This is a genomic window from Chloroflexus sp. (assembly GCF_034432675.1).
In the GTDB taxonomy this organism is placed as follows: domain Bacteria; phylum Chloroflexota; class Chloroflexia; order Chloroflexales; family Chloroflexaceae; genus Chloroflexus.
This window is the reverse complement of the sequence record NZ_DAOUBI010000126.1, coordinates 14,835-40,335: the sequence shown is the minus strand read 5'-3', so window position 1 is coordinate 40,335 and position 25,501 is coordinate 14,835. Positions and strand designations below refer to the sequence as shown.

Here is a 25,501-nt window from a genome sequence, read left to right as displayed (position 1 = left end):
CGTTCCAGGCGCTGCCCAACATCGGCACGGCCGCGGTTTGCCCAATTTTCGGCCTGCATCAAGAGCAGCTCGATTCGTTCGGCACCAAACTGGCGGGGCAGTAGTTTCAAGGCACGGCGCAGCAAATCGGTGGCCGGTGCCGGCTGTACGGTGTCCAGATAGATCGCAGCCTGGCCACGCAGACAACGAGCCTGCCCGAAATGATCATTCACGGCAGCAAAGGCGCGTTCAGCCCGCCGATACGCAGCCAGTGCTGCTTCCAGCCGATTCAGTTGATGAAACGCTGCGGCCTGAATCTCGATCAATTCAGGCGACTCATCACCGGATAGGGCAAGACGACGCATCCAATCTAACACTGCCTCAGCCCGCCGTTCAGTCAGGAGTTTGCGGGCAAGCGGTAGAAAGGTCGCCACTGCTGCGGGATCACCGGCTGCGATCTGATGGTACAGTGCACTTTCGTGATCGCCACGTTGCTGGAAGTAGATTGCCGCCTGGCGATGGAGATGGGGCCATTCTGGATCAGCAGCAGCTTTGCGGGCCAGCCATGCGGCAATGATAGGTTGAAACTGCACTCCCCGTTCACCAAATGGCGTAACAAACAAACGCCGACGTTGCAATTCGGCAATCAGTTGTGAGGCATTCAGTGATGGATCAAGAGCATTACAGACATCGGCATCGATCCAGCGCAAACCAGCGCTACGTTGCAGACAACGACGTAGCAGCGGCGGCAACGGCGCAAACACCTCACGTTCGAGATACTCATCCAGCATTGGTGATGGCTGATCACGCAAACCAAGCGCACGCCGCCAATCGGTGGCATCGAGGGCAATGCGCAAAGCCAATGCCCATCCACCACTAAGCGAAATCAGTTCATCGAGATCGACCGGCACTTCACGACCTGCCTGATGCCAGAGGGCCATCGCCTCTTCAGGCTGAAAAGCAAGGTCAGCAGGTTCTATCAACAACACTTCGCCGCGCAGTCGTGCCGTTGCAATTAACGGTGAAACCGGCTCACTTCTACCCGCCAGCACTAGATGGAGACGAGGTGGCTGGGCACTGATCAAGCGTTCAATCAGCGCATATAGATCCGGTCGTTCGTTGATCAGATGAGCATCATCGATTACCAACAACGTCTCATCATCAAGTTCGCCGGTTAATACGTTGATCAGGGTATCAATCGTCGCCGGCGGATTTTCTGTATCGAAAGCAACAACCTGACTCAGTGCAGCAACTAGGTGGCGGAGCAGAGCGGTGGGATCATCACTTGCATCAGCACGACACCATGCAGCCGGCCAGCCGCCATGGGTTGCCAGCATTGCCAGCGCCACCGTCTTCCCGCTACCGGGTGGTGCTACAACTAGCGTGAGCGGCGCTTCGAGGGCAACCGCCAGACGTTGTTCGACGCGGCTCCGCCGTATACGATGCAACGGCGCCGGCGGCGGCAGTAGACGAGGTCGTAAAAGATATTCGTTATACTCACCTGTAACCGCTTGTGATACCATGATAGCGGCAGAGATCGGATATAGTTAGCCTGATTCCTAATACGTCCTATTGTACACAAGGTCAGATACAATGTCGAACAACGAAGAACGCCATCAACCGGGCAATAATAATCAATCGGTCACACCGGACATAACCGACCCAATGTTTCAATCGATACGGGCATGGAATGAACTCCTCGCCGCCAGTACGGATATGGCATTTGATTTCGTGCTAAAGCATTGGGACTACAGTCGTAGTCTGCGTCATTCGACCGAACAGGCCGTTGCTGACGCGATTCGCACCCAGCAACGCTTGAGTCAGGAGATGTTGCAGGCGTGGCAGGGATACGTGGGTGATATTCAAACCATCATCCAGCGAATGCGGAAATAAAACACAGCTCTGTCGCCTGACGGACCATCTAGCAAAGAGCCCTAGCAAAGAGCCGACGAAGGGCGGAGACATAGCTTCCGCCCTTCGGTGAAACCGCTGACGAGTGAACTACTACCCGGCAGAGCGTTCTGCTTCGGTACCCTCGGGGTTTACATATACACACCGCCGTTAACATTGATCTGCTGGCCGGTGATATAATCACCATCGGCGGCCAGGAAGACCACTGCTTTGGCAATCTCTTCGGGTAGACCAAACCGCCCCATTGGAATACGAGCCTTGATCTGTTCCTGAATCTGCTCTGGAACCTTGGCCAGCATATCGGTCACCGTAAAGCCAGGCGCCAGAGCATTCACTGTAACGTTATACTTTGCCAGCTCAAGAGCTGCTGTTTTGGTGAAGGCGATGATACCACCCTTCGACGCCGCATAGTTGGCCTGACCAAAATTACCTGCCTGACCAACAAATGAGCTGATATTGATAATACGGCCATACTTCTGCTCTATCATTGTCTGCATTACGGCCGTCGTGCAGTAGTAGACGCTGTTGAGATTGTTTTGAATAACGGTGCTCCAATCCTCATCGGTCAGTTTGCGCAGGGTGCGGTCGCGGGTAATACCGGCGTTATTCACCAGAATATCAACTCGTCCCCAGCGTTCAATAACTTCCTGCACCATACGGCGCGCCTCATCAGCCTGGCTCACATTTGCCCGTATCAGCATCGCTTCGCCACCATTGGCGACAATAGTATCTACCACCTCTTGTGCTGCGGCCTCACTACTATTATAATTGACAGCAACTTTGGCACCCTCTGCGGCCAATGCCAGCGCAATTGCCCGTCCAATCCCCCGCGAAGCACCAGTAACAATTGCAACTCGGCCGGTTAACTTACCCATTCCCACCTCCAAAACGTGCGATTTTTGTTCCTGGAGCCGGCAACACCAACGTTAGCTGCCGACTCATAGCCTCACAATTGTAGCACACCTACATTCGCTCGAAGATCGCAGCGATACCCTGCCCACCACCGATACACATCGTGACCAAAGCATAACGGCCACCGGTGCGGTGTAGTTCGTGAATTGCTTTAACAGTCAAAATACAGCCAGTGGCGCCAATCGGGTGACCGAGGGAGATACCACTCCCATTGGGATTTGTGCGATCAGGCGGCAACTCCAGATCGCGGATCACAGCCAGCGCCTGGGCTGCAAAAGCTTCGTTGACCTCGAAAAGATCAATATCACTGATGCGTAAGCCGGTGCGCTCAAGCAAGCGCCGTACAGCCGGCACCGGGCCAATCCCCATATACTTTGGTTCAACGGCTGCGTGGCTGTATCCTACCAGACGCGCCAGTGGCCGGTAGCCACGCCGTTCAGCGGTGGCCCGATCCATCAGCACTACCGCTGCTGCTGCATCATTGATGCTCGAAGCATTACCGGCTGTCACCGAACCATCCTTTAGAAACACTGGGCGGAGCTTGGACAGTTTGTCGATGGTCGTATCGCGGCGTACTCCCTCATCAACCATGAATTGGGTGGTACCACCCTTGACCTTAAGCTCAACCGGCACGATCTGATTGGCAAAACGCCCTTCGTCAATCGCCCGCGCTGCGCGCATATGGCTCTCATAAGCCAGTTGATCCTGATCTTCGCGGCTGATTCCCCACTTTGCCGCCACGTTTTCGGCAGTTATTCCCATATGGCAATCGTCAAACGGGTCAGTCAGGGCCCCAACCATCATATCGACAACTTTTGAGTCGTTCATACGGGCACCGAAACGCATGGCCGGCAAGCTATACGGGCCACGGCTCATACACTCGGCACCGCCGGCAACGGCTGCTTCAGTATCACCTTGCAAAATGTACTGGGCCGCCGACACGATAGCCTGCAACCCGCTACCGCAGAGTCGGTTGAGCGTGAGAGCCGGGGTCTCCACTGACAGACCACCACGTACCGCCGCATAACGAGCCAGATACATATCATGTGGTTCGGTATTGATCACGTGCCCGAAGACCACATGACCGATTTCGTCCGGTTGCAGGCCAGAGCGGGTAACTGCTTCACGGGTAACCAGCGCCGCCAATTCAGTGGGCGGAATATCCTTCAAACTACCACCAAATGTGCCAATGGCCGTGCGCACGCCACTAAGCACCACGACCTCTCGCTTCTCGCTCATAACGACCTCCTTGCGACGGATCGCCGGGCGACTCCGCCGGTTACTTGCCGAACTTCAAGGAACACGTACAATTATATCAGGATTAGCAACAAAGAATGGGTCAAGAAAATCTGTCATCATTGCATCATACGAAACCACGCCCGATCCTTTCGATTTTGGCGGGGAGTAACCCGACTGTAACTTCATGTGGTATATTTCACACACTTCATACAACAGATTTCCTCATCAACCCAGCAGGAGGTCGGGCATGGTTCAACGCAGCGCAGCGATGAGCAATGTAGCGCTGAAGGACAATCGACAGGTCACCATTCGAGCACTCGTGGAAAGTGACCGGGCAGCGCTGACAGAGTTTGGCTTAAGTCTTCCCAAAGATGATCTCCTTTATCTGGAAGAAGATTTTACTAACCCCGAAATTATTACCCGCTTGGTAAATGCCTCTTTCGCCGAAAACTGGCGGCAGATGGTTGCAATTGCCGATGATGGCTCAATCGCTGCCTATGCATCAGCACGCCGGGTACCAGGCTGGTCGAACCATGTCGCCGAACTTCGCCTGCTCGTTAAGCCGGGATGGCGGCGCTGTGGCCTTGGCATGCAGATGGCACAGGCCATTGTTGAAGCAGCCCGTGATTTAGGCGCACAAAAGGTGACAGTAGCCATGCTGGCAGCTTTGAGAGCCGGTCAGGCTATCTTCTCGCGCCTGGGATTCGCGGTTGAAGGCCAGTTGACGCGCCACGCCATTGATCGCAACGGTGACCTGCACGATGTGGTGATTATGTCGGCGTTCTTAAAGGTGTGATCCTCCGATTTTACTGTAACAAAATCGCAACAACACAGGCAATAACAGTCTCATCTCTGGCACAGTGGTAGGTTACGCACCCTACATTAAGAGAGATTCTTTTTCCTGTCAATGTTTTGCGGAGGTTATGAATGAAACATTTTATGTTTCAAACCAATCTTTCACCAAAAGCTAGGGTCTGGTTATCTCACGGCTGATCTGAACGACGATCATGTAATGATAAAATGGATATCACGAATATTCCGTATCCTGATGAATCCTTTGATGCGATACTATGCAGCCATGTTCTAGAGCATGTGCCAGATGATCGAAAAGCCATGCGCGAGTTTTGACGAGTCCTGAAACCAACCGGTTGGGTAACCCTGTTAGTACCGATGATGGCCGAAGTGACGTTTGAAGATCCCAGCATTGTCGATCCAAAAGCACGATGGATTCCATTTAGACAGGAAAATTCCGTGTGCATGGAAGAGATTTCCCCGACCGGTTGCGTGAAGCGGGCTTCACAGTACAAACAACCACGGTTACCGATCTCGTTCCCAACCCTGAAGCAACCATACGAATGGGCTTAACAAAAGATAGCGGAGAGATATACGTTTGTACGAAACTTCCCGGTTGATCATCTGTTCTTCTCCCATTGACAACAAGCTGCGCCCCTGCTATACTCACCATCAATTGCAGAACGCTGCACTCATCCAGAGCGGTGGAGGGACCGGCCCTGCGAAACCGCGCCAACCCGGCGGAAATGAACTTGACGGGTGGCAACTCCGGCAGCATAAAGCTGGCAGATGAGAGGAGAGCGGCGTCTTCCCGTCAATCGGTAGAAGAACGTCATCTGACCTCTCATCGCCTTGATGAGAGGTTTTCTTATGGATATCGAACAGTTGACCGGGCCCAGCACGGCCGCAGTTCACGCGGGTGAACCGCGTCAGCGCGCATTTGATGCCATTACTCCCCCCGTTGTTCACAGCGCCACCTACACCTTCCGCGATAGCACTGAGCTGATCGCGTTTCAGTCAGGTAACCTAGAGCGTGAAGAATACGGCCGCTACGGCAACCCGACGGTACGAGCCGTTGAAGCGCGATTAGCCGCTCTTGAATCACCAACGGCCCCTGCCGCAGCTCTGCTTTGCGCTTCCGGGATGAATGCATTAACGACGGTGATGCTGGCACTTCTCCCATCGGGAAGCCATGTTATTCTGACCGATGACGGTTATCGGCGCACCCGCCAGTTCGTGCGTACCATGCTGGCTCGGCTGGGTGTGACGCATAGCGTTGTGGCTGCTGCCGATCCTGCTGCAATTGCGGCTGCTATCGAACCGGGACGCACTCGCCTGATTGTTACGGAAGCGCCAACCAATCCCTACCTGCGGGTGATCGATCTGACTGCCGTGGCAAGCATTGCTCGCGAGCATCGGATTAAGACACTCATCGACGCCACCTTCGCCACCCCATACAATATGCGTCCACTTGAATACGGGATCGATCTAGTGGTACATAGCTGTAGCAAATATCTGGCCGGCCATAACGATCTGCTGGCCGGTGTAATCATCGGTCGACCACCAATTATCAGTGCGCTGCGCGAAACCCAGGGCATTCTCGGTGGTATTTGTGATCCGCATACCGCGTATCTGCTCGGTCGTGGGTTGAAGACCTTCGCCCTGCGGATGGAGCGTCACAATCAAAATGGTCAGGCGGTAGCCGAATTTCTGGCCCGGCATCCACGGGTAAGCCGAGTGCATTATCCGGGATTACCCGAACACCCCGACCACGTCGTGGCTCGCGCCCAGATGCGTGGCTTTGGCGGCGTTGTCTCATTTGAAGTCGCCGGCGATTTGCAGAGTGCCATGGCTGTGGTCGACCGGCTACGTCTGCCGTACATCGCACCGAGCTTTGGCGGTGTTGAAAGCCTGGTTGAACAACCGGCACTTATGAGTTACTATGAATTGAGTAGTGAAGAACGGCTGGCGGTGGGTATTCGCGACAACCTCATCCGCCTTTCGTGTGGGATTGAGGATGTGAGTGACTTGATCGCCGATCTGCAACAGGCTCTTGCCGACGAATAACCTATGCATTCTACCCTTCAGCGCCGGCTTGCTTCCGGCCAGATTGTCGTTACCGGCGAGATCGCACCGCCAAAGGGGGCGGCACGTAGCCATCTCGAAGCATTGGCCCACAACATTCGCGATTATGTCGATGCGGTCAATTTGACCGACAACCAGCGCGGTATTGCCCGGATGTCCTCGCTGGGGGGGAGTGTTATTTTGCAACAACTCGGCATTGAGCCGATCATGCAAATGACCTGCCAGCATCGCAACCGGATTGCCCTGCAAGCCGATGCGCTTAGTGCATCGGCCCTCGGTGTGCGTAATTTGCTGGCAATGACGGGGGACCATCCCCGGATTGGGGATCATCCAGAGACCAAAAACGTCCTTGATCTCAATTCATTTCAACTGATCCGGGTCTTACGCACCCTACGCGATCAGGCGACGTTTCAATCCGGTACACCGCTTAAAGAGGCGCCGCAGTTCTTTATCGGCAGTGTCGCGAACCCCAATGTTGAACGGGCTGCCCGCCTTGAGAAGAAGATCGAAGCTGGTGCCGAATTTGTCCAAACGCAGCTCATTTTCGATGTTGGGCGATTTCGCCAATGGATGGCCGATGTGCGCGCAGCCGGTTTACACCAACAGGCGTATATTCTGGCCGGCGTGATGATCTTGCGCCGGCCACATTCGGCTATCTACCTGCGCGATCACTTGCCCGGTACACTGATGCCAGAGACGGTGATTGAACGAATGCAACGGGCTACCGATAGCGAAGTCGAAGGTATTGCCCTGGCCGCCGAACTGGTAACCGAGCTGCTCAGCGTGGAAGGTGTTGTCGGCGTTCACATTATGTCGGTTGATTGGACGCGGGCGATTCCGCGGGTAGTGGAACAGGCCGGTCTGTTACCCCGGCCACCGGTACCGTCAACCGAAGAGAATGTGCTATAACATATGTAGTACATGCTGATCGATGAAAGTACTACTATGGCTATCATTTTAAAATCTCCTGCCCAGATAGAACTCTTACGTGCTGCTGGTCAACTGGTGCGGCAGACGTTTCAGGTGCTGCGAGAGCATATTCGGCCAGGGGTAACGACGGCTGAACTCGATGCAATTGCCGAAGAGTTCATTCGCTCGCACGGGGCCGAGCCGGTGTACAAAGGGTATGTACCCGCCGGACGGCGGAACTACATTCCTCCTTTTCCAGGCACGATCTGCGCTTCGATTAACGACGTGATTTGTCATGGTATTCCGAGCAAGCGTGATCGCCTCCGCCAGGGTGATATTGTCGGCATCGATATCGGGCTACGCCTCAACGGCTGGATCGGCGATGCGTGCGAGACCTTTGCTGTCGGCGAAGTTGATGATGAGACGCGACGACTCCTCGACGTGACTCGGCGTTGCCTTGAATTGGGGATTGAGCAGGCACGGGTAGGCAACCCCTTGCGGGCAATCGGTGCCGCAATTCAGCGCCACGCCGAAGCGAATGGCTTTTCGGTGGTACGCGAATATACCGGTCATGGCCTGGGACGTAATCTCCACGAAGAACCGACCATTCTACATTACGACGATCCCCAGCAGAACCGCAAAATTGTCGCTGGTATGGTGTTCACAATTGAACCGATGATCAACGTCGGTACAGCCGCTACCAAAGTTGACCGCGATGGCTGGACGGTGCGCACTGCCGATGGCAAGCGATCAGCTCAGTTCGAGCATACACTGGCTATCACCGAAGAAGGGCCGATTATTCTGACGGCCTGAGCAGAGGGGGATCAACGATGAAACTCGAAGAAGCTTTGATCGCAGCACTCGCTGCCGGTAATCGAGCACGTGCCATCGAGATCGCGACCGAGTTGCATGCCCGTGGTATCGATGTACAGGCTATTGAGGCTGCACTGGCTGCCCAACCTCAGCTTGAAGAGCAGCTTTGGGCAACGCTCAACGAAGTCATCCCGATTTCACGTCGTGCATTGAAGCGGCGAGCGATCCGTGCCGCCGAAGAACGGGATTGGGGGGATTGGGAGGAAGGGCGTCGTCGTTGATCTGGAGTAATACGTATCTGCGCTCTCGCCCGGCCTGCTATTGCACCCGGTAGATGACGATAGTCTGATTACCACTATCGTCGCGGAGCATGATTTCTACCTGATCAAGACGGAGTAATCCACGCGACAAGGGATCGTAATTCGCTGCACCCTCGATATAGTAGTAGTAGACGTTGCCTTCGTAGTGGAAACCCCGCACATTACTTGAGCGCACGATAACTCCTGGTTTGACTTCGATGACGGGATCGATGATCAATCCGCTAAGACGACCCTGAATTTCATCGGTCAACCGAGTCAAATCCGGTGTCGTGGTCAACGACGGGCGCGGTGGTGCGGATAACAATAGCCAGACAAGTACGCTTAGTAGCAGGCACAACTCTAACCCCACCATGATGAAGAAGAGGTTAGCGCGACTTGATCGCCAGAGACTCATGAGGGTTATTCGCTGCTCTGCCCCAACCGACGCCATTGGCTTGATCATGACGATTTCCTTGTGCACGTGACTGGATACCGGTTCTTGTGATTGTCATGCAGGCCAGGAAGTTAAGTGAGTATAGTGTAACAAACCACCGTAACCAATGCCATAGGTCTTCGGTCATATTTCGCTGAGAATAATCAACGTATCTGAAAGAACGTATCTCACCACTCTACCGTTACCGATACCAGATGTGGCCGAAGATGTGACATCAAGTGAGTTTCACGATCAGAACTACACCACCACCCGACCAAAGCGTATCAGTTGCAACAATTTTTCAGATGACAGTGTTTCATTACTGTCGAAACAGATACGGTACAATCTCTTGTGGAGTTTTCTCGTCTTACAAACATTTTCTGCACAATGCCTGCCTGTAGCGCTTAATAGACGTACAATAGCTCTGTAAAGTTCCATCTATAGGACTATTGCGATGAATCGGCGACTGTTGGATCTCTTGCGAGAAGGTATTGCCCTGCTGGGTGGTGCGCTTGGCGGTTTACTCGTGGTGCGGTTGGTGCTGAAATTGCTGGCCGCCCGACCCGACAGCCCGGCGGTGACCTGGCTCTACCATCTGACCGACCCTATCGTGGCAGCACTGGCAATGATGGATCGCGATCAACCTCGTTTTGGGGCAATTCTGGAACTGAGCACGCTGGCAACCCTTGTATTGATTGTAAGCCTGACGGCCCTGATCTGGGTTGGTCTGGGAAGGATGCAGCGCCAATGAGTGAGCAAATTGCGACAATCTTAAGCTGGTTACTCGTCATCATGTTGGTTTGTTTGACGCTTGCGGTTACGGTGCTCTGGCTGATCTGGCAACGGTTACGAAACCTGAATGTACCGCCGGATGCCGGTTTTTTTGAAACGATGCATTACCTGCCCATCGCACTGCCCATTGCCCTCGATTTGCTCGATTTTGGTCTTGACATTCTGGCAGCTCCGATTAGCTGGCTGCTACTCGACCGATTGGGCTTGCGCGGCTTACGCAATAAAGCTGCGGTTGAAGCCCTCATTCCATTGACACAACCGATTCCTGTCTTCACACTGGGCTGGCTGATTGCCCGTCTGACCGGTTTGGGCAAGACGATACTCGAAGAACAACGGCAATAGGTGCGAGTGAGGGGGAATGATGCATGCCCCTCACTCTACGGCACATCGCCTGTCCGGCCACCGCATGGGCAACGACGGATCAAAATGCCTGGAAGCGGAGACGAACAACACCATTTTCATCGCGCAGGGTAAGCGTCCCGGCGTTTAATTCGTACTGCGTTACAGCCTGCAACGCCTGATGAAACATCATCTCCTGAGTAGTCACTGCATCATCGGCGCAGGCCATCAGAGTTGTCACCACGTCGCTGATAGAGATTGTCGTTCCTTCAACACGATACCTACCGCTAAAGGAATTACAACCGGCAAATCCGCTTATACGTCCGGTGCTATCAAACGCCATCGATAACGCCTGTTCTAATAGTAACGGTGGCTGACCCTCAAGTTCGATCAACTGCCACTGTCTATTGGTAAGATCAGTGGTGGGTGTGCTACGATTCGTACAGGCTACCAGGAACATAACCAGTAGGAGCATTATTACCCGGATTGCACTCATAGAAGATGTCCTTTCATCGTTCTGGTCCATTCGGCGATGTGTCTGTTGATGCCTGTCTCTCCAGAACTCGCTGTTGTGCGGTGACGTCAGGCTATCGGTCAATCTCCAAACGTGAATCAACAGGCAAATGTTCCACAATCATTCACAACAAGCGACCCATCGCCAGCACTCTGTCAATCAGTCTGCGCTACAATAGATAGAGAGACACGTCATACGAGGATTGGAAGATGATTATCCTAAACTATGCCCATCCTATCACCGCAGCGCAGCAAGAACAAATCGTTGCATTGACCGGCCAGCACATTGATCGATTGCTTGACATTCCCAGCCAAATCGATCAGCAACAGCCGTTACTCCCGCAAATCGTCGCCATAGCCGATGCTGCCGGTCTTTCGCCTCAGCAATGGCAGAGCGAAGCGATCCTGGTTAATCTCCCGGCTCTCAACTTCAGTGCCGCAGCCCTGCTGGCCGAGCTGCATGGCCGAATGGGATACTTCCCGCCGGTATTGCGAATTCGTCCAATGGCCGGTTCGTTGCCGCCTCGCTACGAAGTGGCCGAAATACTCAATCTCCAGGTGCTACGCGACGAAGCACGTACCCGTCGTGCTCAATAACCTTGCCGGAGAACCGTCTATGAACAGTCGCCTGATTTACCTTGACTACGCTGCCACAACACCGCTCGATCCACGAGTACTGGAAGCGATGATGCCATTCCTGACCGGCATGAGTGGAAACGCATCCAGCATCCATCAGGTTGGCCGGGCTGCATTGCAGGCGTTGGACGATGCGCGCGAGCAGGTAGCGCTGGTGTTAGGGTGTCAGCCAAAAGAGATTGTCTTTACCGGCGGCGGGAGTGAAAGCATTAATCTGGCCATCAAAGGGGTGGCCATGGCGCTACGGGACCAGGGCAAAACCCATCTCATTAGCAGTACCATCGAACATCACGCCGTTCTCCATGCACTCGACTATCTGGTGGAATATGAGGGGTTTACGGTAACCCTGCTACCGGTTGATCGCACCGGTCGTGTCCAACCTGCCGATCTCAGTGCTGCAATCCGCCCCGAAACCGCGCTCGTCTCGGTGATGTATGCCAACAATGAGACGGGTGTCGTCCAGCCGATCACCGATCTGGCCGCCATTTGTCGCGAGCGTGGCGTGCTCTTTCACACGGATGCGGTGCAGGCACCCGGCCAGTTACCGCTCGATGTACAGGCGTTGGGAGTTGACCTCCTGAGCCTGACCTCCCACAAGTTTTACGGGCCGCAGGGGGTAGGTGTATTGTATCTGCGCCGGGGAACACCGCTGGTGCCGCAGATCAACGGTGGCGCCCAGGAACGCCGCCGCCGGGCCGGTACAGAGAACATCGCCGGTATTGTGGGGTTGGCCAAAGCCTTGAGCATTGCCGAGAGCGAGCGTACCGCGCATACGACTCGATTACGAGCATTGAGTGAACGCCTGATTGACGGCATGCTTACCCGCATTCCACAATCGTGGCTGAATGGTGACCGCCAGACCCGATTACCGAGCATCGTTAATGTAGGTTTCGCCTGTATTGAGACCGAAAGCCTCTTACTGCTGCTCGACCAGCGCGGCATCTGTGCCAGTTCAGGAAGTGCCTGCACCTCTGGCTCACTCGAACCGTCGCACGTCTTACTGGCAACGGGTCTCTCACCCGACGAAGCCAACGGTTCGATCCGCTTCTCCCTGGGTCGCCAGACCACCGCTGAGCAGATTGACACTCTGCTCGATCTGTTACCCGATCTGGTCGCGCAATTGCGAACGCTGACGCCGTGTGCGTAATGCCGGGAGTGTATACCTAGTGTGCGTTATTTCTCTGCTCTCTGTTTGACGAGGATATCTGTCCACCCATGAATGAAACCGGCAAAGGCTAGCGGGATACTCGAGCAACCGGTTTGTGTAAAGAGGGATAGCCGGATCACCACTTACGCTGTGGGTGCGCCGGATCCACTTCTGCGCTTAGGATGGGGAGGAGGGTAATGGGTTAGCGTGGATCATATTCCCATGCGCCCAGGTATGCTCGTAGCCGTCACAACGCGCATCGGGTGTAGAGCATTATGGGCGGCGCGAAGGCATGGCTTCTGCACGCCAGACTACGCGACACGGGAATACCTGCGTGATCGATCCGCATCAGAAGGGGAGGTATTGTCGTCACTTACCCCACCCGACAATGCTTCGGATGGAGGCGGTATTCATAGCAGGCTCGCGTGAGCAAAACAGCAGGGGCGCACCTGGAATGCGCCCCTGCTGTTGCGTATGTAGCGGGCTATTAAGCGTCGTAATACATCATGAACTCATACGGATGCGGGCGCAGCGACAGACCGACAGCTTCTTTGCGCTTGGTCTCAATATATGCTTCGAGCAGATCGGTCGTGAAGACATTGCCCTTAAGCAGGAAGTGATAGTCCTGTTCGAGCGCATCAAGGGCTTCGGTAAGCGAGCCGGGTGTGCTGCGAATGTCGCCCTTCTCTTCCGGTGAGAGTTCGTAGATATCAACATCGAGCGGCGGTGGCGGCTCAATCTTGTTCTGGATGCCGTCGAGACCGGCCAGCATCATAGCAGCGAAGGCGAGATACGGGTTACACATCGCATCCGGCGCCCGGAATTCGATACGACGCGCCTTGGGTGATGAGCTATAGGTCGGAATACGGATCGCCGCCGAGCGATTGCGCATCGAGTAGACAAGATTGATCGGAGCCTCGAAGCCCGGTACCAGCCGGCGATAGCTATTGGTGGTCGGGGCACAAATTGCCAGCAGCGCCGGAGCGTGCTTGAGAATACCGCCGATGTAGTACTGGGCCGTCTTCGAGAGCAGAGCGTATTGCGTCTCATCGAAGAAGAGCGGCTCGCCATCTTTCCAGAGGCTTTGGTGAGTGTGCATACCCGATCCATTGTCGCCGAAGATCGGCTTCGGCATAAAGGTAGCACTGTAGCCGTGCGCACGAGCGACATTGCGCACAATATATTTGTACTTCTGCACCTTGTCGGCCATATTGACCAGCGAGTCAAAGCGCATATCGATCTCGCACTGACCGGCGGTTGCTACCTCGTGATGGTGCAACTCAATCTCGATCCCGATCTCCATCATCTTCAGGATCATCTCTGAGCGAATATCCTGCAGGGTATCGGTGGGTGGAACCGGGAAATAACCCTCTTTGTGGCGGATGCGGTAGCCCTTGTTGCCACCCGGTATTTCAGCGCCGGTATTCCAGACCGCTTCCGGGCTGTCGATATAGTAGAAACCGTGGTTGGCCCCCTGACCGAAGCGTACATCACTGAAGAGGAAGAACTCAGCTTCTGGTCCGAAGTAGGCGGTATCGGCAATACCGGTCGTCTTGAGATATGCCTCGGCCTTTTTAGCAACCGTGCGCGGGTCGCGGCTGTAGGGCTGGCGGGTGATGGGATCGATAATGTCACAGATCAGTACCAGTGTTGGCACACTGAGGGTGGGATCGATAAATGCCGTTGATGGATCGGGCACCATCAACATATCGCTCTCGTTGATGGCTTGAAAACCCTTGATCGACGACCCATCAAAGCCCAAACCCTCGCGAATCATATCTTCAGTCAGCCGCGAGGCCGGCAGCGAATAGTGCTGCCACCCACCAAAGAGATCGGTAAAGCGGGTATCAACTATTTGAATTCCCTTGGCTTTGATCAATTCGATAACGCCCTTCGCATCCATCGTCATACAAGTCTACTCCTTGCTACACTAGAACGAACGCGGTCCTGCAGAACGAACGTGGTCCTAAAACAGGCAACGACGCCGTGGTACATTTGTGACCAGCGGCGTCGTATTCTTCCTGTCGGTATCCGTAATTGGGAAGCAGATGATACGCGACAAGCGTGGCAATCGGCACACCCGCTACAACCGAAGCTTTCAACGCGATGCGACATCGCAACGCCGAAATGTCAACGGTTAAGCCGGGCCACATCAGTGTTGGCCGGAGCGCCTACACAGGCGACGTGCAACATCTGCACCTATTAGATAGTATAGCGAGCCAGGAGTATCGTTACTACGTTGAGAGGGTACAATCTTCACCATTGCCAGATTGGATGCTTTGCCTAATGTGCAGTGCTTACCGGGGCGTGCCTGACCGACAGGTACAATGGAATATCATACGATGGCTGCATCACACGGCCTGTAAGCCAGTCTGGTCTGAAGAAGCAAACAGTGCTTTAGCCAATGGTACATACGCCGCTGCACGACGCACATAGTCACGTGCGGTCGGGTTGTTGCGAATGGCAACCGGATCAACGATGCCCTGATTGTGCCAGGCGGCCAGCGTTCGCCACGAAACCGGTTGCCCCTCCATTACCGCCCGCCAGACCCCGCGCTCAAGGTTCGCGGCCAGATAGTGTACTGCCAGTTCGTCGTTACTGATCTCCGCCGTCAATGCGGCGAACAAAGCTCGCTGATCGGAAAATGTCGTCGGATCAATCTGGCTGCCCGTAACTTGCAACGGGATACGCAGCACACGACCATCGGCGAGTGGTACCTTGCCAGACAGAATCTCGGCGGCAACCGAAGGGCGTAAATTGGCCGGCCAGACACTAAAATTGGCTCCCCAACCGTGCAAATTGAGCTGCTGTTGGGCACCCTGGTAGAGCGGTGTCACCATTCGCAGCGGTGGCACCAGCTCTTCCGCCCAGCCAAAATTCTCGTTGTAAAGAATGGTTGCAATCACGACCGCAAACTCGCGATCACTCATCCCTGACAAATGGGGATGGTTGTGTCGGGCCGCAGCCTCCAAAATGGTGCTGCACAATCGCCGCATCCGGGCCGCAAATTCGGGGCGCACGAATGCTTCTATGGTCGGGCCAGGGCGAGTTGGCGGCGCGGCACGCACCTGTCGCCAGGCAGCATGGGCATGGACTGAGCTAAACCACAACGCCGCGTGATCTACGCCGATCAGGCAGAGCAATACCACGATCACAAGCAAGCGTCGCATAGACACCTCTCCTGCCTGTATGATACGCACGCCGCTCTGGCAATGGTCAACAGTCCGCAGACGGATATTCGTGCAGATAGCTCCTATGGACAAAGACGTCAAAAGTTTCGCTTGTGTTCTGGTCAACATACGACGGGTTTTCTAACCTGCACACGACCACGGACACATTGATTCTAGCTGTGCTATTCAGCGTGAGCCGGACTGTGCAGGCATATCTCACAACCCGCGAGCTAGATTGGGATGTTCAGTAGTTGGGGACGCTGGTACGACATTTGGCGCAATTACATTTGTTCGATTCCGACTCACAAACGATAGTAGCTTCTGACAAGACAACACCGGCAATCAATCAGGTGTGGGCCAACATGAGTGGTGGGATAGTATGACCAGAGGGTGAGCCGGCCAATCTCTTGCCAGATGAAGCTCCGTACCGGGTGACGCACCTGCGCATCTCGGCGCTGTAGTTATAGCGGGTGATAAGAGGTTCGGCTGTTTAGCGAACCTCTCGCACCACCGCCCACGCGAATGGTAACGTCAGACCGACGTGCTCTGCCCACACGTCGTCTCCTTGACTCACAGGAGAAACGCTACAACCCACTCCTAATCGTGAGCACGGCTGGCTGGTGCGGCAGCGTGGCTGCTGCACACCACATTGTGCGACACGGGCAAACGGTCCGGCAACATTATCCTCGCCGCGACGTGATCATACTTCTTGTGGGGCGGAAACGCCGGTTCTGCCCTTCCGTGCTCAGGTGTGATAACGGAGTGATTGTCGGATCGCGCGTTATGAATGCTATTACACCAGATTTGATATCATCCGCCTGCATAGCCCCATCGGATGGTCACCACGAGACAGTGACCACCACATTCAGGCGGTCAAGCGCCACACCGGCATAGCGGCTATTCCTGATATATTCGATAGTCGGAGTCACCGGCTGACCGGCAACGGTCATGGTGATCGCTTCACCAGCAGTTTCGGGCAAGAGGAAGCGTACATAGGCAGTGCGACCACTCCCGGTCACATATAACTGCATGCTCTGATCATTGCGTTGCCAGCGATAGGCGACATAACCATCGGATGCCGGATAGCGGGCAACCACTTCAACCCGGGTGATAGCCGGCTCTACCGGCCAGCGCGGGCTAATGATCGCATCATCGTAGCGACTAGCCTCATCAACGATGCCGGCCAAACCTTCAAACAATGCCCCCAGCATTGCACTGGCCCCCCAACCGTCGGTAGGAATCGTATCAGGACCGGAAATACCGGGCCGACCGTCGGGGTAGTACCACAAATACGACGCATTTGTCAGCCGGAGCAAACTGGCGTAGCGACGCAGGATATCGAGACCATATGGCTCGAAGCCGAAGGTAAAGGCGCCACGGGCCAGCTCACCGCCGACCAGCGGCATAATCCCGCCATTCACGTACTCACCGGGTTGTTCGCCTTTACCATTCGCCATCCCGAAACTACCTGCCGGGAACGGCGGATCGATACTGTACCACTCAGCAAAGGCGCGGCTGAAGTCACGGCGGGCATAATAACTCTCGACAATGGCCTGAGCCTGACCAACGGAGAGCACGCGCCGGTTGAGCGCATAGGCATTGGAGAGACTGATCTGATTTGACGCATCCACACCAACCGGAGCGAAGGTGGGGTCCTCTGGCACAAAATGGGTAAAGAAGCGCCCATTCCAGGCCAGATCGTTCAGCCGCTGCATGATCTCATCAGAGAGCTGAAAATAGCGTTCGACCCGTGATTGTTCGCCAACCCGCTGTTCGATGCGGGCCAGCAACATCAGGGCATAAGCCAGCCCGGTATTGTCGCCGTGGAAGGTACCCCAAATCGTGTCGGGTTCGATCCAGTGGCGTGGTGCCGGTTTACCATCAGGGCTGATCGTGGTGGGGCCATAGGCAAAATCCCACATATCAATCGTGTAGGGACGGCGCACCAGACCCCGACCGGCATTCCAGCGCAGAGGATTGGTGGTGATGTAGTCGACAGCCCGGCGCAACGCCGGCAAATGGCTACGCAACCATTCATCATCGCCGGTCATCTGCCATGCTTCGTATACACCCTGAATGTAGAGAAATTCGATATCCGACTCCACCTCTTTGCGGAACGCCTGCACATAGCGGTCGGGATAATCGATCACGTCAGGGAGACTACCATCGGGTAACTGCGCATCACGAAAAGCGTCCAGCAGGCTGGTGACATCGTGCTCGAAATAGCGAAAGCCACGCCCCTGGTATACGTGATCACGCAGCCAGAGTAACGGGTTGTCGGGCGAACGATACCCGCTGATGAGACGACCGTTCAGTTCATAGCTCACCCGCGCCTCGGTCATCAGTCGCCGGATACGTGGGTATAACGAGTCAATGTCACTTTGCCCGCTGATCAATCTGGTCTGGGCGTCAAGGGTGACGATCTGACTGCGAGCACCGGCCAGCCTGCCATTGATCAGAGCTATCGCCCACTGCGGCCCCAACGCACCTCCTGCCGGCAACACAATCTCCCCTACGCCGTCCACGATGGTAGTCTGCCCTTGCGCACTCAGACGCGCTTTGGCATCGTAGAACTGGACATCAACTACACCACTGTAATCAGGAACCTGTACTGTGATGGGAATGGGTTGTAGTGGCTGAACCATTGTCGCGGATTTGGCTACCGTTAGCGAGGCACGTTGTGGTGCAGGGGCCAATTCAACGACTGCCGCAGGTATCTGTTCACGCCAGTTCGTCGGTAGCAGCTCGGCAACTGCACCACCATTATCGAGGGCTACAATTTTGATGGTAGCAAAGTACTGAACTAGCGCATCATCAACCCAGCGTGGCTCGCTTAAGGGGGGGCCAACTCGCGTACCGCCTGCTGCCTGCCATGCGCTACGGAATGGCTCGTTAACCGTTTCAGGTGCCGGCTCAGGCGTTGAACTGCAACTGATGAGTACTGTGATGATCAGGAACCAGAGTAGATGTCGTTTCATAACAGACATTATAGCGGAATCTGGCAAATGTAACGCATGCATGGTAGAACGGACAACGACAGCGAGTGTCATCCGAAGTGATGAACCTGTTGCAAACCATCGAAGTTTCGGCGACATGGCTACACGATGCGGTATCACCCTGATCGCAGAGTGAACAGTGCAACACAAGACGGGCATCGATTACGGTCGGGACGGAGGCATAGCCTCCGCACTCCAAACATCGCAACACACCATCCTCGCAAACGCCCTATTCATACACTTTCCCCCTTGCAGCGAGCATTGCTCTCGCGTATACTGGTGATACTACGTCAAACATATCGGTCATATCACAGACCTGCAATCTACCAGATCGCACAACAATCCCGTTTCCCCTCCGCACAATGGAAGATGGACAAGGAGACAGTATGTCGCGTCTACCCGTGATCTTCATCCCCGGCTTTACCGGTTCGTTCAACCTGCCGGTCCTGCTCGATTGGCGCGGTCCGACATTAAATGGATGGAGTTTTCCACCATTTGTTGATTACGGGAAGACATTCTTGCAAACCTTCATTCAGGCCGGTTATCGCCGTAATCGTGATCTCTTTGTGGCATTTTACGACTGGCGCAAACCGGTTGAAGAGAGCGCACGTCGCTACCTGGTCGGATGGATCGACAGGTCAAAGAAAGCAGCCAATGCCAGCAAGGTTATCCTCATCGGTCATAGTATGGGTGGTTTAGTTGCTCGCAGCTACATTCAGTCGCCGGAATATCCTGCACGTAATGATGTAGCCCACCTAATCACCCTCGGCACCCCGCACCGCGGCTCGGCAGAAGCCTACACCGCCTGGGCCGGTGCAGAACCTCACGCCGATGAGACGCTGCGCACCGTCTTTGCCGTCTACCTGTGGTATTTGCGCCATATCCATCCCATCCAGACCGAACTCGACAAGGTGAAGACGATCCACACGCAGGTGCCCGGTATACGCGATTTACTGCCGGTCGAAGACTATCTGTTGAGTGGCAACCCTCCGCAACTTAAACCGCTGAGCAGTATGGTCTTCCGTAATTTGTGGGGCGAGATGGCGAATCAGGTTACAGCGGTTACTACTCTGACACAGCGTGTTCCGGTGACCACCATTACCGGTGTCGGTTTTAACACCCTAAACACTATTCTGGTCGGACCGCCCCCTACCGATCATCCACTGCGCTACGCCGACGGGGTACCGCTTCAGCGCCACTACGATACGCAAGGTGACGGCACCGTACTCCAACGCATGGCAACTGTGCCCCAGGCCAACAATCTACCTGCAATTACGGTAAGCCACGGTGCGCTACCCGATAGTCCCCAAGCCCTGTCCTTAATCTTCCGAGAGCTGGGCATTGCCCCCGACGTATTAGGGGCCGCTCCCACCGCCGCACCAGCACCAACCCCACGCCTGATCATTATGACAGCTTCACCGGTCGAGGTAGAGGTTGAGGTACCAGCCGGTCAATCGCTGGCACCAGCCGGCGTGTTAGGTGCTGGCGAAAAACGAACAGCCCGTCGCAGCCGCCGGGTACGAGCACGGAATTATGGGCATGCGGGCAAGGCACTCAATCTGTTGGTAATCGACAATCCAACCGCCGGTGATTATCGATTGATGTTACACGGTACCGACTACGGCCACGTTACGATTGGCGCAATGCTCACCGGTACAGGCGAACCGCCAGTGTTGGGAGGTGTTGGGGCAACAGTAGCGGCTGAACCAATGATCACCACCATTGAGACTGAGGTTGCGCCCACGACCGATCTCTTCTACACCTGCACCGTCTTGAGCACCTCTGACATCCCCCAACTCCAATTTGATGCCCGCAGCACCATGGCCGCGGCGGTAGACAGGCTCGGTACAGCGATGAGTGAACGAGGTGGTGTGTTGGGTGCGCCCCCCATCGGTGACGACCGACTGCGCAGTGTCCTCAGTGGCGAGCCAGCCGCAGTAGAGGCAATCATGGCTCTACCACCAGCCGAGCGCTATCAGGCCATTGATCAGTTGATCGAGCTGTGCAAAGAAATGGTTGGCGATGACCGTGATCGGGCATTAGGGATGATCACTGCCTTGACTCAGGTGCGCAACGAGGTTGGTCGTTAGCGCAAGCGAAGTCGCTTGCCGGGATGGGAGGCATACCTGCGTTCATCCATCATCTGTACTACGGTGCGGAGCAGGCTGGAAGCCAGCGCTACAACCCGCGCCAGCACTTGCGCCATGATGTGCATCGTATGCTAGCAGATTTGACCGGCAATAGCATGCACGGAATGCACAACGACCGTTGCGACTGTATCTCGCCTGCGTTATGATACAATCGCCCTGTAACGCGACACAATCCATGCGAGACAGGAATGCATGGTCGCTTCCTGCTGCATGAAAGGAGCTGAACTCATGGCTGAAGGTTATCGCATTGAACGCGACTCGTTAGGCGAGATGCAGGTACCGGCTAATGCCCTCTACGGTGCCCAAACGCAGCGTGCGGTGCTGAACTTTCCGGTGAGCGGGATGCGGCCTTACCCGGCTTTCGTCTGGGCCCAGACGATGATCAAACGGGCCGCTGCTGAAGTGAACCGCGACCTTGGTCTGCTTGATCCGCAGATCGCCAACGCCATTATTCAGGCCGCCGAAGAAGTTCTGGCCGGCCAACACGCCGATCAGTTTGTCGTCGATCCGTTTCAGGCCGGCGCCGGTACGTCTCACAACATGAATGTCAACGAAGTGCTGGCCAACCGGGCTAACCAGATTCTTGGCTACAGCCTCGACGATCCGAAGAAACCGGTCAGCCCGAACGACCACGTCAACATGGCGCAATCGACGAACGATACCATTCCAACCGCAATCCGCCTGGGTTGTTTGTGGCGTCTACCCGAACTGATCGCCGCTATTGATGACCTCGCCGATGCGCTTGAACAAAAAGCGATTGAATTCGACGATGTCGTTAAATCGGGGCGCACCCACCTGCAAGATGCTGTCCCGGTGCGGCTCGGCCAGGAGTTCGGTGCATACGCCAAAGCTGTGCGCAACGACATGGAGCGTATCGTCACTGCCGCCAATCGGCTCCGTCGGCTAGGCATCGGTGGTACAGCAACCGGCACCGGTCTCAATGCACACCCCGAATACCACAATCGCATGGTTACCAAACTCAGTGAACTCACCGGCCATGAACTTGTCTCGTCGGGGAACCTGTTCGAGTCGATGCAAAGCATGGCCGATCCCGCCGATTTCTCGGCCAGCCTGCGCACCCTCTGCATCACACTGGGTCGCATCGCTAACGACTTCCGGCTCCTCTCTTCCGGCCCGGCGACCGGTCTCGACGAAATCCGGCTACCTGCCGTCCAACCCGGTTCCTCGATTATGCCTGGTAAAGTCAATCCGGTATTGGCAGAAATGCTGAACATGGCCTGCTACCACGTGCAGGGTTGTGACCTGACCGTAGCCCTGGCAGCGCAGGCCGGTCAGCTTGAGCTGAACGTGATGATGCCGATCATTGCGCACAACCTGTTTGAGATGATGCACGTGCTGATCGGCGCAATCAATGCCTTCACGACGAAGTGTGTGGTTGGCATTACCGCCAATCGCGAAAAGGCGGCGGGCTGGCTGGCGAAGAATGCCATTCTGGTAACGGCGCTGAACCCCGTGATCGGATATCTGAACGGTGCAGCAGTCGCGAAAGAGGCGATGGCGACCGGCAAAACCATCAAAGAAGTGGTGGTTGAAAAGGGTCTCCTCACCGCCGAACAGGTTGATGAACTCCTCGATGTACGGAAGATGACCGAAGGCGGGATTCAGGGCATTGCCGCAGGCGGTTAAGGCGATCTGACCTGAACCAGAGATACAAGCGAGGGGTGGCCTGGAGCCACCCCTCGCTGCATTATGATCTGAAACACGGTGATTCTGACTCTTGTGATCGATGATGTACATCGTTCAGGCGTCATATTCATACCGAAATGGCACCATCGGGCTTTTGGTCGGTCGTCACAATGCGAGAGAGATGGTTCAGCGCATCCGCGATCAGATGCGGTACCAGAGTGATGGCGTGTCATCATTTCTACTGCACCAGATGTGAAAAGAAGACAACCACGCACCTTATCTCAACGCGCCGTTTCGACGAATCCTACCAATGCGCGTTTGGCCCGTTCGCGGTCGTGATAGGCTGCCTGAACCGTCGTCATCAGCTCCTCGGCAGAGAAAGGCTTACGCAACACCGCATACGCACCGCTGGCCGCCATTGCAGCAACCTGATCGGGTTCGATCTGGCCGGTGAACAAGATGATACTCGCAGTAGGATCGTAGGTGCGTAACACATTAAGGAGGCTGATCCCATCGAGTTCGGGCATCACGACATCGGTCAAAACAATATCGAACGGATTGGAGGTATAGATGGCTACGGCCTCTGCACTGTGTGCGCAATAGGTCACCTGATGACCCGCCTGTTCCAAAAGGGCGGTAAGTGTGCGGGCAGCAGCTTCATCATCATCAATCACCAGCATGCGCAGCGAGGGGATCGGGGCTGTGCTCGTTTCACTTTCCTCTTCTTGCACAACAGGTAGACGGATCGTCATCGTCGTCCCCTTCCCGACCTCGCTCTCAACGTCAAAGTGGCCATTGTGGTTTTTAATGATTCCATACGAAACGGCCAGACCCAAACCGGTACCCGATTGGCTTCCAGTCGTGTTCTTGGTGGTCACGAACGGCTGGAAAATCTGGCGGCGTACCGCTTCAGGGATGCCGCAACCGGTATCAGCAACCTGCAAGGTAATCCATTCGTTATCTGAGGTGAGTGATACGGTTAGCGTTCCCCCCTGTGGTTTCATTGCATCACGTGCATTGGTAAGCAGATTCAAAAAGACCTGAGAAATCTGACCTGGATCACAGATGGTCGGTGGCACCATTTCGATCTGACGTATGACACGAATACTATGCTTGCGGAGTTCTATCTCCATCAGGGTAAGGGTTCCATCAACAACTTCGCGCAGATCAGACAATTCACGACGTGAGTCGCGGCGGCGGGCAAAGGTCAGCAGACTGCCGGTAATGCTGCGACCACGCTTACAGGTGTCGAGCACGACCTTCAAAGCCTCGTTCTTCATTTCGACATCATCATCGGCCAGGCCGAGTTGCGCATACCCCAACATCCCCGCCAGCAGGTTGTTGAATTCGTGGGCAATACTGGCGGCAAATGTACCCACCGCAGCCAGTTTGGCCGAACGCCCCAGCTCGGTTTGCGATTCCTGCCAGCGGCGCAAGAGGCGGGCGTTCTGGATTACAGCAGTAGCGTGACGGGCAAACGCTGCCAGTAGACGCTGTTCGTCCTCTTTCAGCCCCCGTACCGTTTCAAATGCCAGACAAACGGCGCCAAGTGGGGCTTGCTCGCCGAGCAGCGGAAGCATAATCACTGCCTGCCATGTTGAACGTTCGGTCAAGGCAGCCACCGGAGCCAGCATCTGAACTTGCTGATTGGTGAAGAGTGTCACCCGCTTCTGCTCCAGGGCTGTTTCATAGGCTTGAGGTAGCGGTACCGGTTGCGGTCCGACTCCTTCGGTAGAGACGGGTAAACGGTGGGAAGCAACTAACTGAAGGTTACCCTGGTCATCGTAAAGGGTAACCCAGGCGCAATCGGCTTCCATTAGCGCACTCAATCGTTCAACCAACAGATTGAGCATGGTCGGCACATCACGGCTGGTCATGAGGGCGACAATCAGGCTATGCAAATGATCGGTCTGACGCGACAAGGTGCGGAGACGGGCATTAGCCGTTTGCAATTGGGTATCAGCAACGTGCAAAGCCTCTTCTAACCTGTACTGACGACGCAGGCTGATTTGAACCATCGCCAGCGGTGCCATCCCCAACGCAAAAGCCCACACCTCCTGTTGCCAAAGAATAGCCAGCATCCCCCCTAGCGGAGCAAAGATCAGGGCATACCAGCCAGCGTCATCGATACGCCACCGTAATGCCAGCAGAAAACGCTCATCAGTAACCGGCGAAGTCAGGCTGGCACTGGCCACCCGTTCAATTGAATAGATCACAAATCCGCAGCCAATCAGGCCGACCAAAGAAAATGGCGAGGCAATATCGGCACCAAAGGGATGCTGCTGCACAAACAGAATGAGTACCACACTACCGGCGGTCAGAGCGATCCAGCGAATAGAGGTCAGCGCCAGCGCCTGCCACCATGGGGACTGACGCGCCAGGGCGCCGGCAACTACCCCTATCGCAGTTGCCAGCAAAAAGAGGGGCCACGGCAAAACGATCATGGCACTGATCAACAAGACCAGAGTCACGGCCAGTGGGCGGTCATGCTGGCGCACAATCGTCAACGCCTCAAAGATGGTAAGTCCAAGGGCAAACAGAATGGTAGCCAGCCAGGCAGCCAGATCAAATGCTGCCGGCGGGGCCAGCAAACTCGAAATGACTCCGACCAGCGCAGCAGCACTCCACAATCCGATCAGCGTACCACGCAAGGATGACGGAATGGCGTGCATGGAAATACTCTCCTCAACAGATGGCGAAATTGCCCGGGCAAGGATGGAAAATGGAACGTTGATGGGG

At 55.2% G+C, this 25,501-nt stretch carries 22 protein-coding genes and 1 riboswitch; of the genes, 13 read left to right on the top strand and 9 right to left on the bottom strand.

Annotation, left to right across the window (positions count from 1 at the left end):
* The coding region (locus tag VAE55_RS09425; RefSeq protein ID WP_322815533.1) for an AAA family ATPase at positions 1-1,502 on the bottom strand (1,502 nt) is incomplete at its 3' end.
* A 70-nt stretch (positions 1,503-1,572) separates the two neighbouring features.
* Between VAE55_RS09425 and VAE55_RS09420 the strand changes: the two genes are divergently transcribed.
* On the top strand, positions 1,573-1,872 hold the full coding sequence (locus tag VAE55_RS09420; RefSeq protein WP_322815532.1) for a hypothetical protein: 300 nt from the start codon (positions 1,573-1,575) through the stop codon (positions 1,870-1,872).
* Positions 1,873-2,021: 149 nt separating this feature from the next.
* Here VAE55_RS09420 and fabG read toward each other — a convergent pair whose 3' ends face one another.
* Both fabG and VAE55_RS09410 read right to left on the bottom strand, forming a co-directional pair.
* On the bottom strand, positions 2,022-2,765 hold the full coding sequence (gene fabG / locus VAE55_RS09415) for a 3-oxoacyl-[acyl-carrier-protein] reductase (protein WP_322815531.1): 744 nt from the start codon (positions 2,763-2,765) through the stop codon (positions 2,022-2,024).
* An 88-nt stretch (positions 2,766-2,853) separates the two neighbouring features.
* A complete protein-coding gene (locus VAE55_RS09410) occupies positions 2,854-4,041 on the bottom strand; it encodes an acetyl-CoA C-acyltransferase family protein (RefSeq protein WP_322815530.1) in 1,188 nt (395 codons plus the stop codon).
* 247 nt (positions 4,042-4,288) lie between these two features.
* On the opposite strand from VAE55_RS09410, the gene VAE55_RS09405 reads away from it, so the two are divergent.
* From VAE55_RS09405 to VAE55_RS09385, 6 genes are all read left to right on the top strand, one after another.
* Positions 4,289-4,837 (top strand): GNAT family N-acetyltransferase, encoded by a 549-nt coding sequence (locus VAE55_RS09405; RefSeq protein ID WP_322815529.1) that lies wholly within the window; start codon positions 4,289-4,291, stop codon positions 4,835-4,837.
* Positions 4,838-5,061: 224 nt separating this feature from the next.
* Complete coding sequence (locus VAE55_RS19130; RefSeq protein ID WP_416181183.1) at positions 5,062-5,169, top strand: class I SAM-dependent methyltransferase; 108 nt, start codon at positions 5,062-5,064, stop codon at positions 5,167-5,169.
* 353 nt (positions 5,170-5,522) lie between these two features.
* A riboswitch (SAM riboswitch) is annotated at positions 5,523-5,629 on the top strand.
* A 74-nt stretch (positions 5,630-5,703) separates the two neighbouring features.
* Entirely contained in the window at positions 5,704-6,900 is a 1,197-nt protein-coding gene (locus VAE55_RS09400) for a PLP-dependent aspartate aminotransferase family protein (RefSeq protein WP_322815528.1), read from the top strand.
* Between the two features lie 3 nt (positions 6,901-6,903).
* Complete coding sequence (locus VAE55_RS09395; RefSeq protein ID WP_322815527.1) at positions 6,904-7,827, top strand: methylenetetrahydrofolate reductase; 924 nt, start codon at positions 6,904-6,906, stop codon at positions 7,825-7,827.
* A gap of 36 nt (positions 7,828-7,863) precedes the next feature.
* Positions 7,864-8,640 carry a type I methionyl aminopeptidase gene (map, locus tag VAE55_RS09390; RefSeq protein ID WP_322815526.1) on the top strand — a complete coding sequence of 259 codons (777 nt, stop codon included), beginning with the start codon at positions 7,864-7,866 and terminating at the stop codon, positions 8,638-8,640.
* 17 nt (positions 8,641-8,657) lie between these two features.
* Positions 8,658-8,921: a hypothetical protein gene (locus tag VAE55_RS09385; protein ID WP_322815525.1), complete on the top strand. Its 264-nt coding sequence runs from the start codon at positions 8,658-8,660 to the stop codon at positions 8,919-8,921.
* A 37-nt stretch (positions 8,922-8,958) separates the two neighbouring features.
* On the opposite strand, the gene VAE55_RS09380 is transcribed toward VAE55_RS09385, so the two are convergent.
* The gene (locus VAE55_RS09380; RefSeq protein WP_322815524.1) at positions 8,959-9,402 is read right to left on the bottom strand and encodes a hypothetical protein; all 444 of its coding nucleotides are present in this window, start codon (positions 9,400-9,402) and stop codon (positions 8,959-8,961) included.
* 424 nt (positions 9,403-9,826) lie between these two features.
* On the opposite strand from VAE55_RS09380, the gene VAE55_RS09375 reads away from it, so the two are divergent.
* Complete coding sequence (locus VAE55_RS09375) at positions 9,827-10,123, top strand: YggT family protein (RefSeq protein ID WP_322815523.1); 297 nt, start codon at positions 9,827-9,829, stop codon at positions 10,121-10,123.
* Positions 10,120-10,506, top strand: coding sequence for a hypothetical protein (locus VAE55_RS09370; RefSeq protein WP_322815522.1), 387 nt, complete (start codon positions 10,120-10,122; stop codon positions 10,504-10,506). Before VAE55_RS09375 ends, VAE55_RS09370 begins: the two co-directional genes overlap by 4 nt.
* Before the next feature lie 79 nt (positions 10,507-10,585).
* Here VAE55_RS09370 and VAE55_RS09365 read toward each other — a convergent pair whose 3' ends face one another.
* On the bottom strand, positions 10,586-10,999 hold the full coding sequence (locus VAE55_RS09365) for an META domain-containing protein (RefSeq protein ID WP_322815521.1): 414 nt from the start codon (positions 10,997-10,999) through the stop codon (positions 10,586-10,588).
* A 227-nt stretch (positions 11,000-11,226) separates the two neighbouring features.
* On the opposite strand from VAE55_RS09365, the gene csx15 reads away from it, so the two are divergent.
* Both csx15 and VAE55_RS09355 read left to right on the top strand, forming a co-directional pair.
* Entirely contained in the window at positions 11,227-11,613 is a 387-nt protein-coding gene (gene csx15 / locus VAE55_RS09360) for a CRISPR-associated protein Csx15 (RefSeq protein ID WP_322815520.1), read from the top strand.
* Between the two features lie 19 nt (positions 11,614-11,632).
* Positions 11,633-12,799 carry a cysteine desulfurase family protein gene (locus VAE55_RS09355; RefSeq protein ID WP_322815519.1) on the top strand — a complete coding sequence of 389 codons (1,167 nt, stop codon included), beginning with the start codon at positions 11,633-11,635 and terminating at the stop codon, positions 12,797-12,799.
* 487 nt (positions 12,800-13,286) lie between these two features.
* On the opposite strand, the gene glnA is transcribed toward VAE55_RS09355, so the two are convergent.
* From glnA to VAE55_RS09340, 3 genes are all read right to left on the bottom strand, one after another.
* Positions 13,287-14,708, bottom strand: a complete 1,422-nt coding sequence (gene glnA, locus VAE55_RS09350) for a type I glutamate--ammonia ligase (RefSeq protein WP_322815518.1) — start codon at positions 14,706-14,708, stop codon at positions 13,287-13,289.
* A gap of 442 nt (positions 14,709-15,150) precedes the next feature.
* On the bottom strand, positions 15,151-15,969 hold the full coding sequence (locus tag VAE55_RS09345; protein WP_322815517.1) for a hypothetical protein: 819 nt from the start codon (positions 15,967-15,969) through the stop codon (positions 15,151-15,153).
* Positions 15,970-16,808: 839 nt separating this feature from the next.
* Positions 16,809-18,947, bottom strand: a complete 2,139-nt coding sequence (locus VAE55_RS09340; RefSeq protein WP_322815516.1) for a hypothetical protein — start codon at positions 18,945-18,947, stop codon at positions 16,809-16,811.
* A gap of 404 nt (positions 18,948-19,351) precedes the next feature.
* Between VAE55_RS09340 and VAE55_RS09335 the strand changes: the two genes are divergently transcribed.
* Both VAE55_RS09335 and VAE55_RS09330 read left to right on the top strand, forming a co-directional pair.
* Positions 19,352-21,055, top strand: a complete 1,704-nt coding sequence (locus VAE55_RS09335) for an esterase/lipase family protein (RefSeq protein WP_322815515.1) — start codon at positions 19,352-19,354, stop codon at positions 21,053-21,055.
* Between the two features lie 288 nt (positions 21,056-21,343).
* The gene (locus VAE55_RS09330) at positions 21,344-22,762 is read left to right on the top strand and encodes an aspartate ammonia-lyase (RefSeq protein ID WP_322815514.1); all 1,419 of its coding nucleotides are present in this window, start codon (positions 21,344-21,346) and stop codon (positions 22,760-22,762) included.
* A gap of 281 nt (positions 22,763-23,043) precedes the next feature.
* On the opposite strand, the gene VAE55_RS09325 is transcribed toward VAE55_RS09330, so the two are convergent.
* Positions 23,044-25,434, bottom strand: a complete 2,391-nt coding sequence (locus tag VAE55_RS09325) for an ATP-binding protein (RefSeq protein WP_322815513.1) — start codon at positions 25,432-25,434, stop codon at positions 23,044-23,046.
* Positions 25,435-25,501: the final 67 nt, after the last annotated feature.

Bases quoted from the DNA above. Each gene is read 5' to 3' on its own strand.
- VAE55_RS09325 (WP_322815513.1), bottom strand. From the start codon at position 25,434: ATGCACGCCATTCCGTCATCCTTGCGTGGTACGCTGATCGGATTGTGG.
- VAE55_RS09405 (WP_322815529.1), top strand. From the start codon at position 4,289: ATGGTTCAACGCAGCGCAGCGATGAGCAATGTAGCGCTGAAGGACAAT.
- VAE55_RS09335 (WP_322815515.1), top strand. From the start codon at position 19,352: ATGTCGCGTCTACCCGTGATCTTCATCCCCGGCTTTACCGGTTCGTTC.
- VAE55_RS09420 (WP_322815532.1), top strand. From the start codon at position 1,573: ATGTCGAACAACGAAGAACGCCATCAACCGGGCAATAATAATCAATCG.
- VAE55_RS09355 (WP_322815519.1), top strand. From the start codon at position 11,633: ATGAACAGTCGCCTGATTTACCTTGACTACGCTGCCACAACACCGCTC.
- map (WP_322815526.1), top strand. From the start codon at position 7,864: ATGGCTATCATTTTAAAATCTCCTGCCCAGATAGAACTCTTACGTGCT.
- VAE55_RS09370 (WP_322815522.1), top strand. From the start codon at position 10,120: ATGAGTGAGCAAATTGCGACAATCTTAAGCTGGTTACTCGTCATCATG.
- glnA (WP_322815518.1), bottom strand. From the start codon at position 14,708: ATGACGATGGATGCGAAGGGCGTTATCGAATTGATCAAAGCCAAGGGA.
- VAE55_RS09380 (WP_322815524.1), bottom strand. From the start codon at position 9,402: ATGATCAAGCCAATGGCGTCGGTTGGGGCAGAGCAGCGAATAACCCTC.
- VAE55_RS09385 (WP_322815525.1), top strand. From the start codon at position 8,658: ATGAAACTCGAAGAAGCTTTGATCGCAGCACTCGCTGCCGGTAATCGA.
- VAE55_RS09340 (WP_322815516.1), bottom strand. From the start codon at position 18,947: ATGAAACGACATCTACTCTGGTTCCTGATCATCACAGTACTCATCAGT.
- VAE55_RS09410 (WP_322815530.1), bottom strand. From the start codon at position 4,041: ATGAGCGAGAAGCGAGAGGTCGTGGTGCTTAGTGGCGTGCGCACGGCC.
- VAE55_RS09395 (WP_322815527.1), top strand. From the start codon at position 6,904: ATGCATTCTACCCTTCAGCGCCGGCTTGCTTCCGGCCAGATTGTCGTT.
- VAE55_RS09365 (WP_322815521.1), bottom strand. From the start codon at position 10,999: ATGAGTGCAATCCGGGTAATAATGCTCCTACTGGTTATGTTCCTGGTA.
- VAE55_RS09330 (WP_322815514.1), top strand. From the start codon at position 21,344: ATGGCTGAAGGTTATCGCATTGAACGCGACTCGTTAGGCGAGATGCAG.
- fabG (WP_322815531.1), bottom strand. From the start codon at position 2,765: ATGGGTAAGTTAACCGGCCGAGTTGCAATTGTTACTGGTGCTTCGCGG.
- VAE55_RS09345 (WP_322815517.1), bottom strand. From the start codon at position 15,969: ATGCGACGCTTGCTTGTGATCGTGGTATTGCTCTGCCTGATCGGCGTA.
- VAE55_RS19130 (WP_416181183.1), top strand. From the start codon at position 5,062: ATGGATATCACGAATATTCCGTATCCTGATGAATCCTTTGATGCGATA.
- csx15 (WP_322815520.1), top strand. From the start codon at position 11,227: ATGATTATCCTAAACTATGCCCATCCTATCACCGCAGCGCAGCAAGAA.
- VAE55_RS09400 (WP_322815528.1), top strand. From the start codon at position 5,704: ATGGATATCGAACAGTTGACCGGGCCCAGCACGGCCGCAGTTCACGCG.
- VAE55_RS09375 (WP_322815523.1), top strand. From the start codon at position 9,827: ATGAATCGGCGACTGTTGGATCTCTTGCGAGAAGGTATTGCCCTGCTG.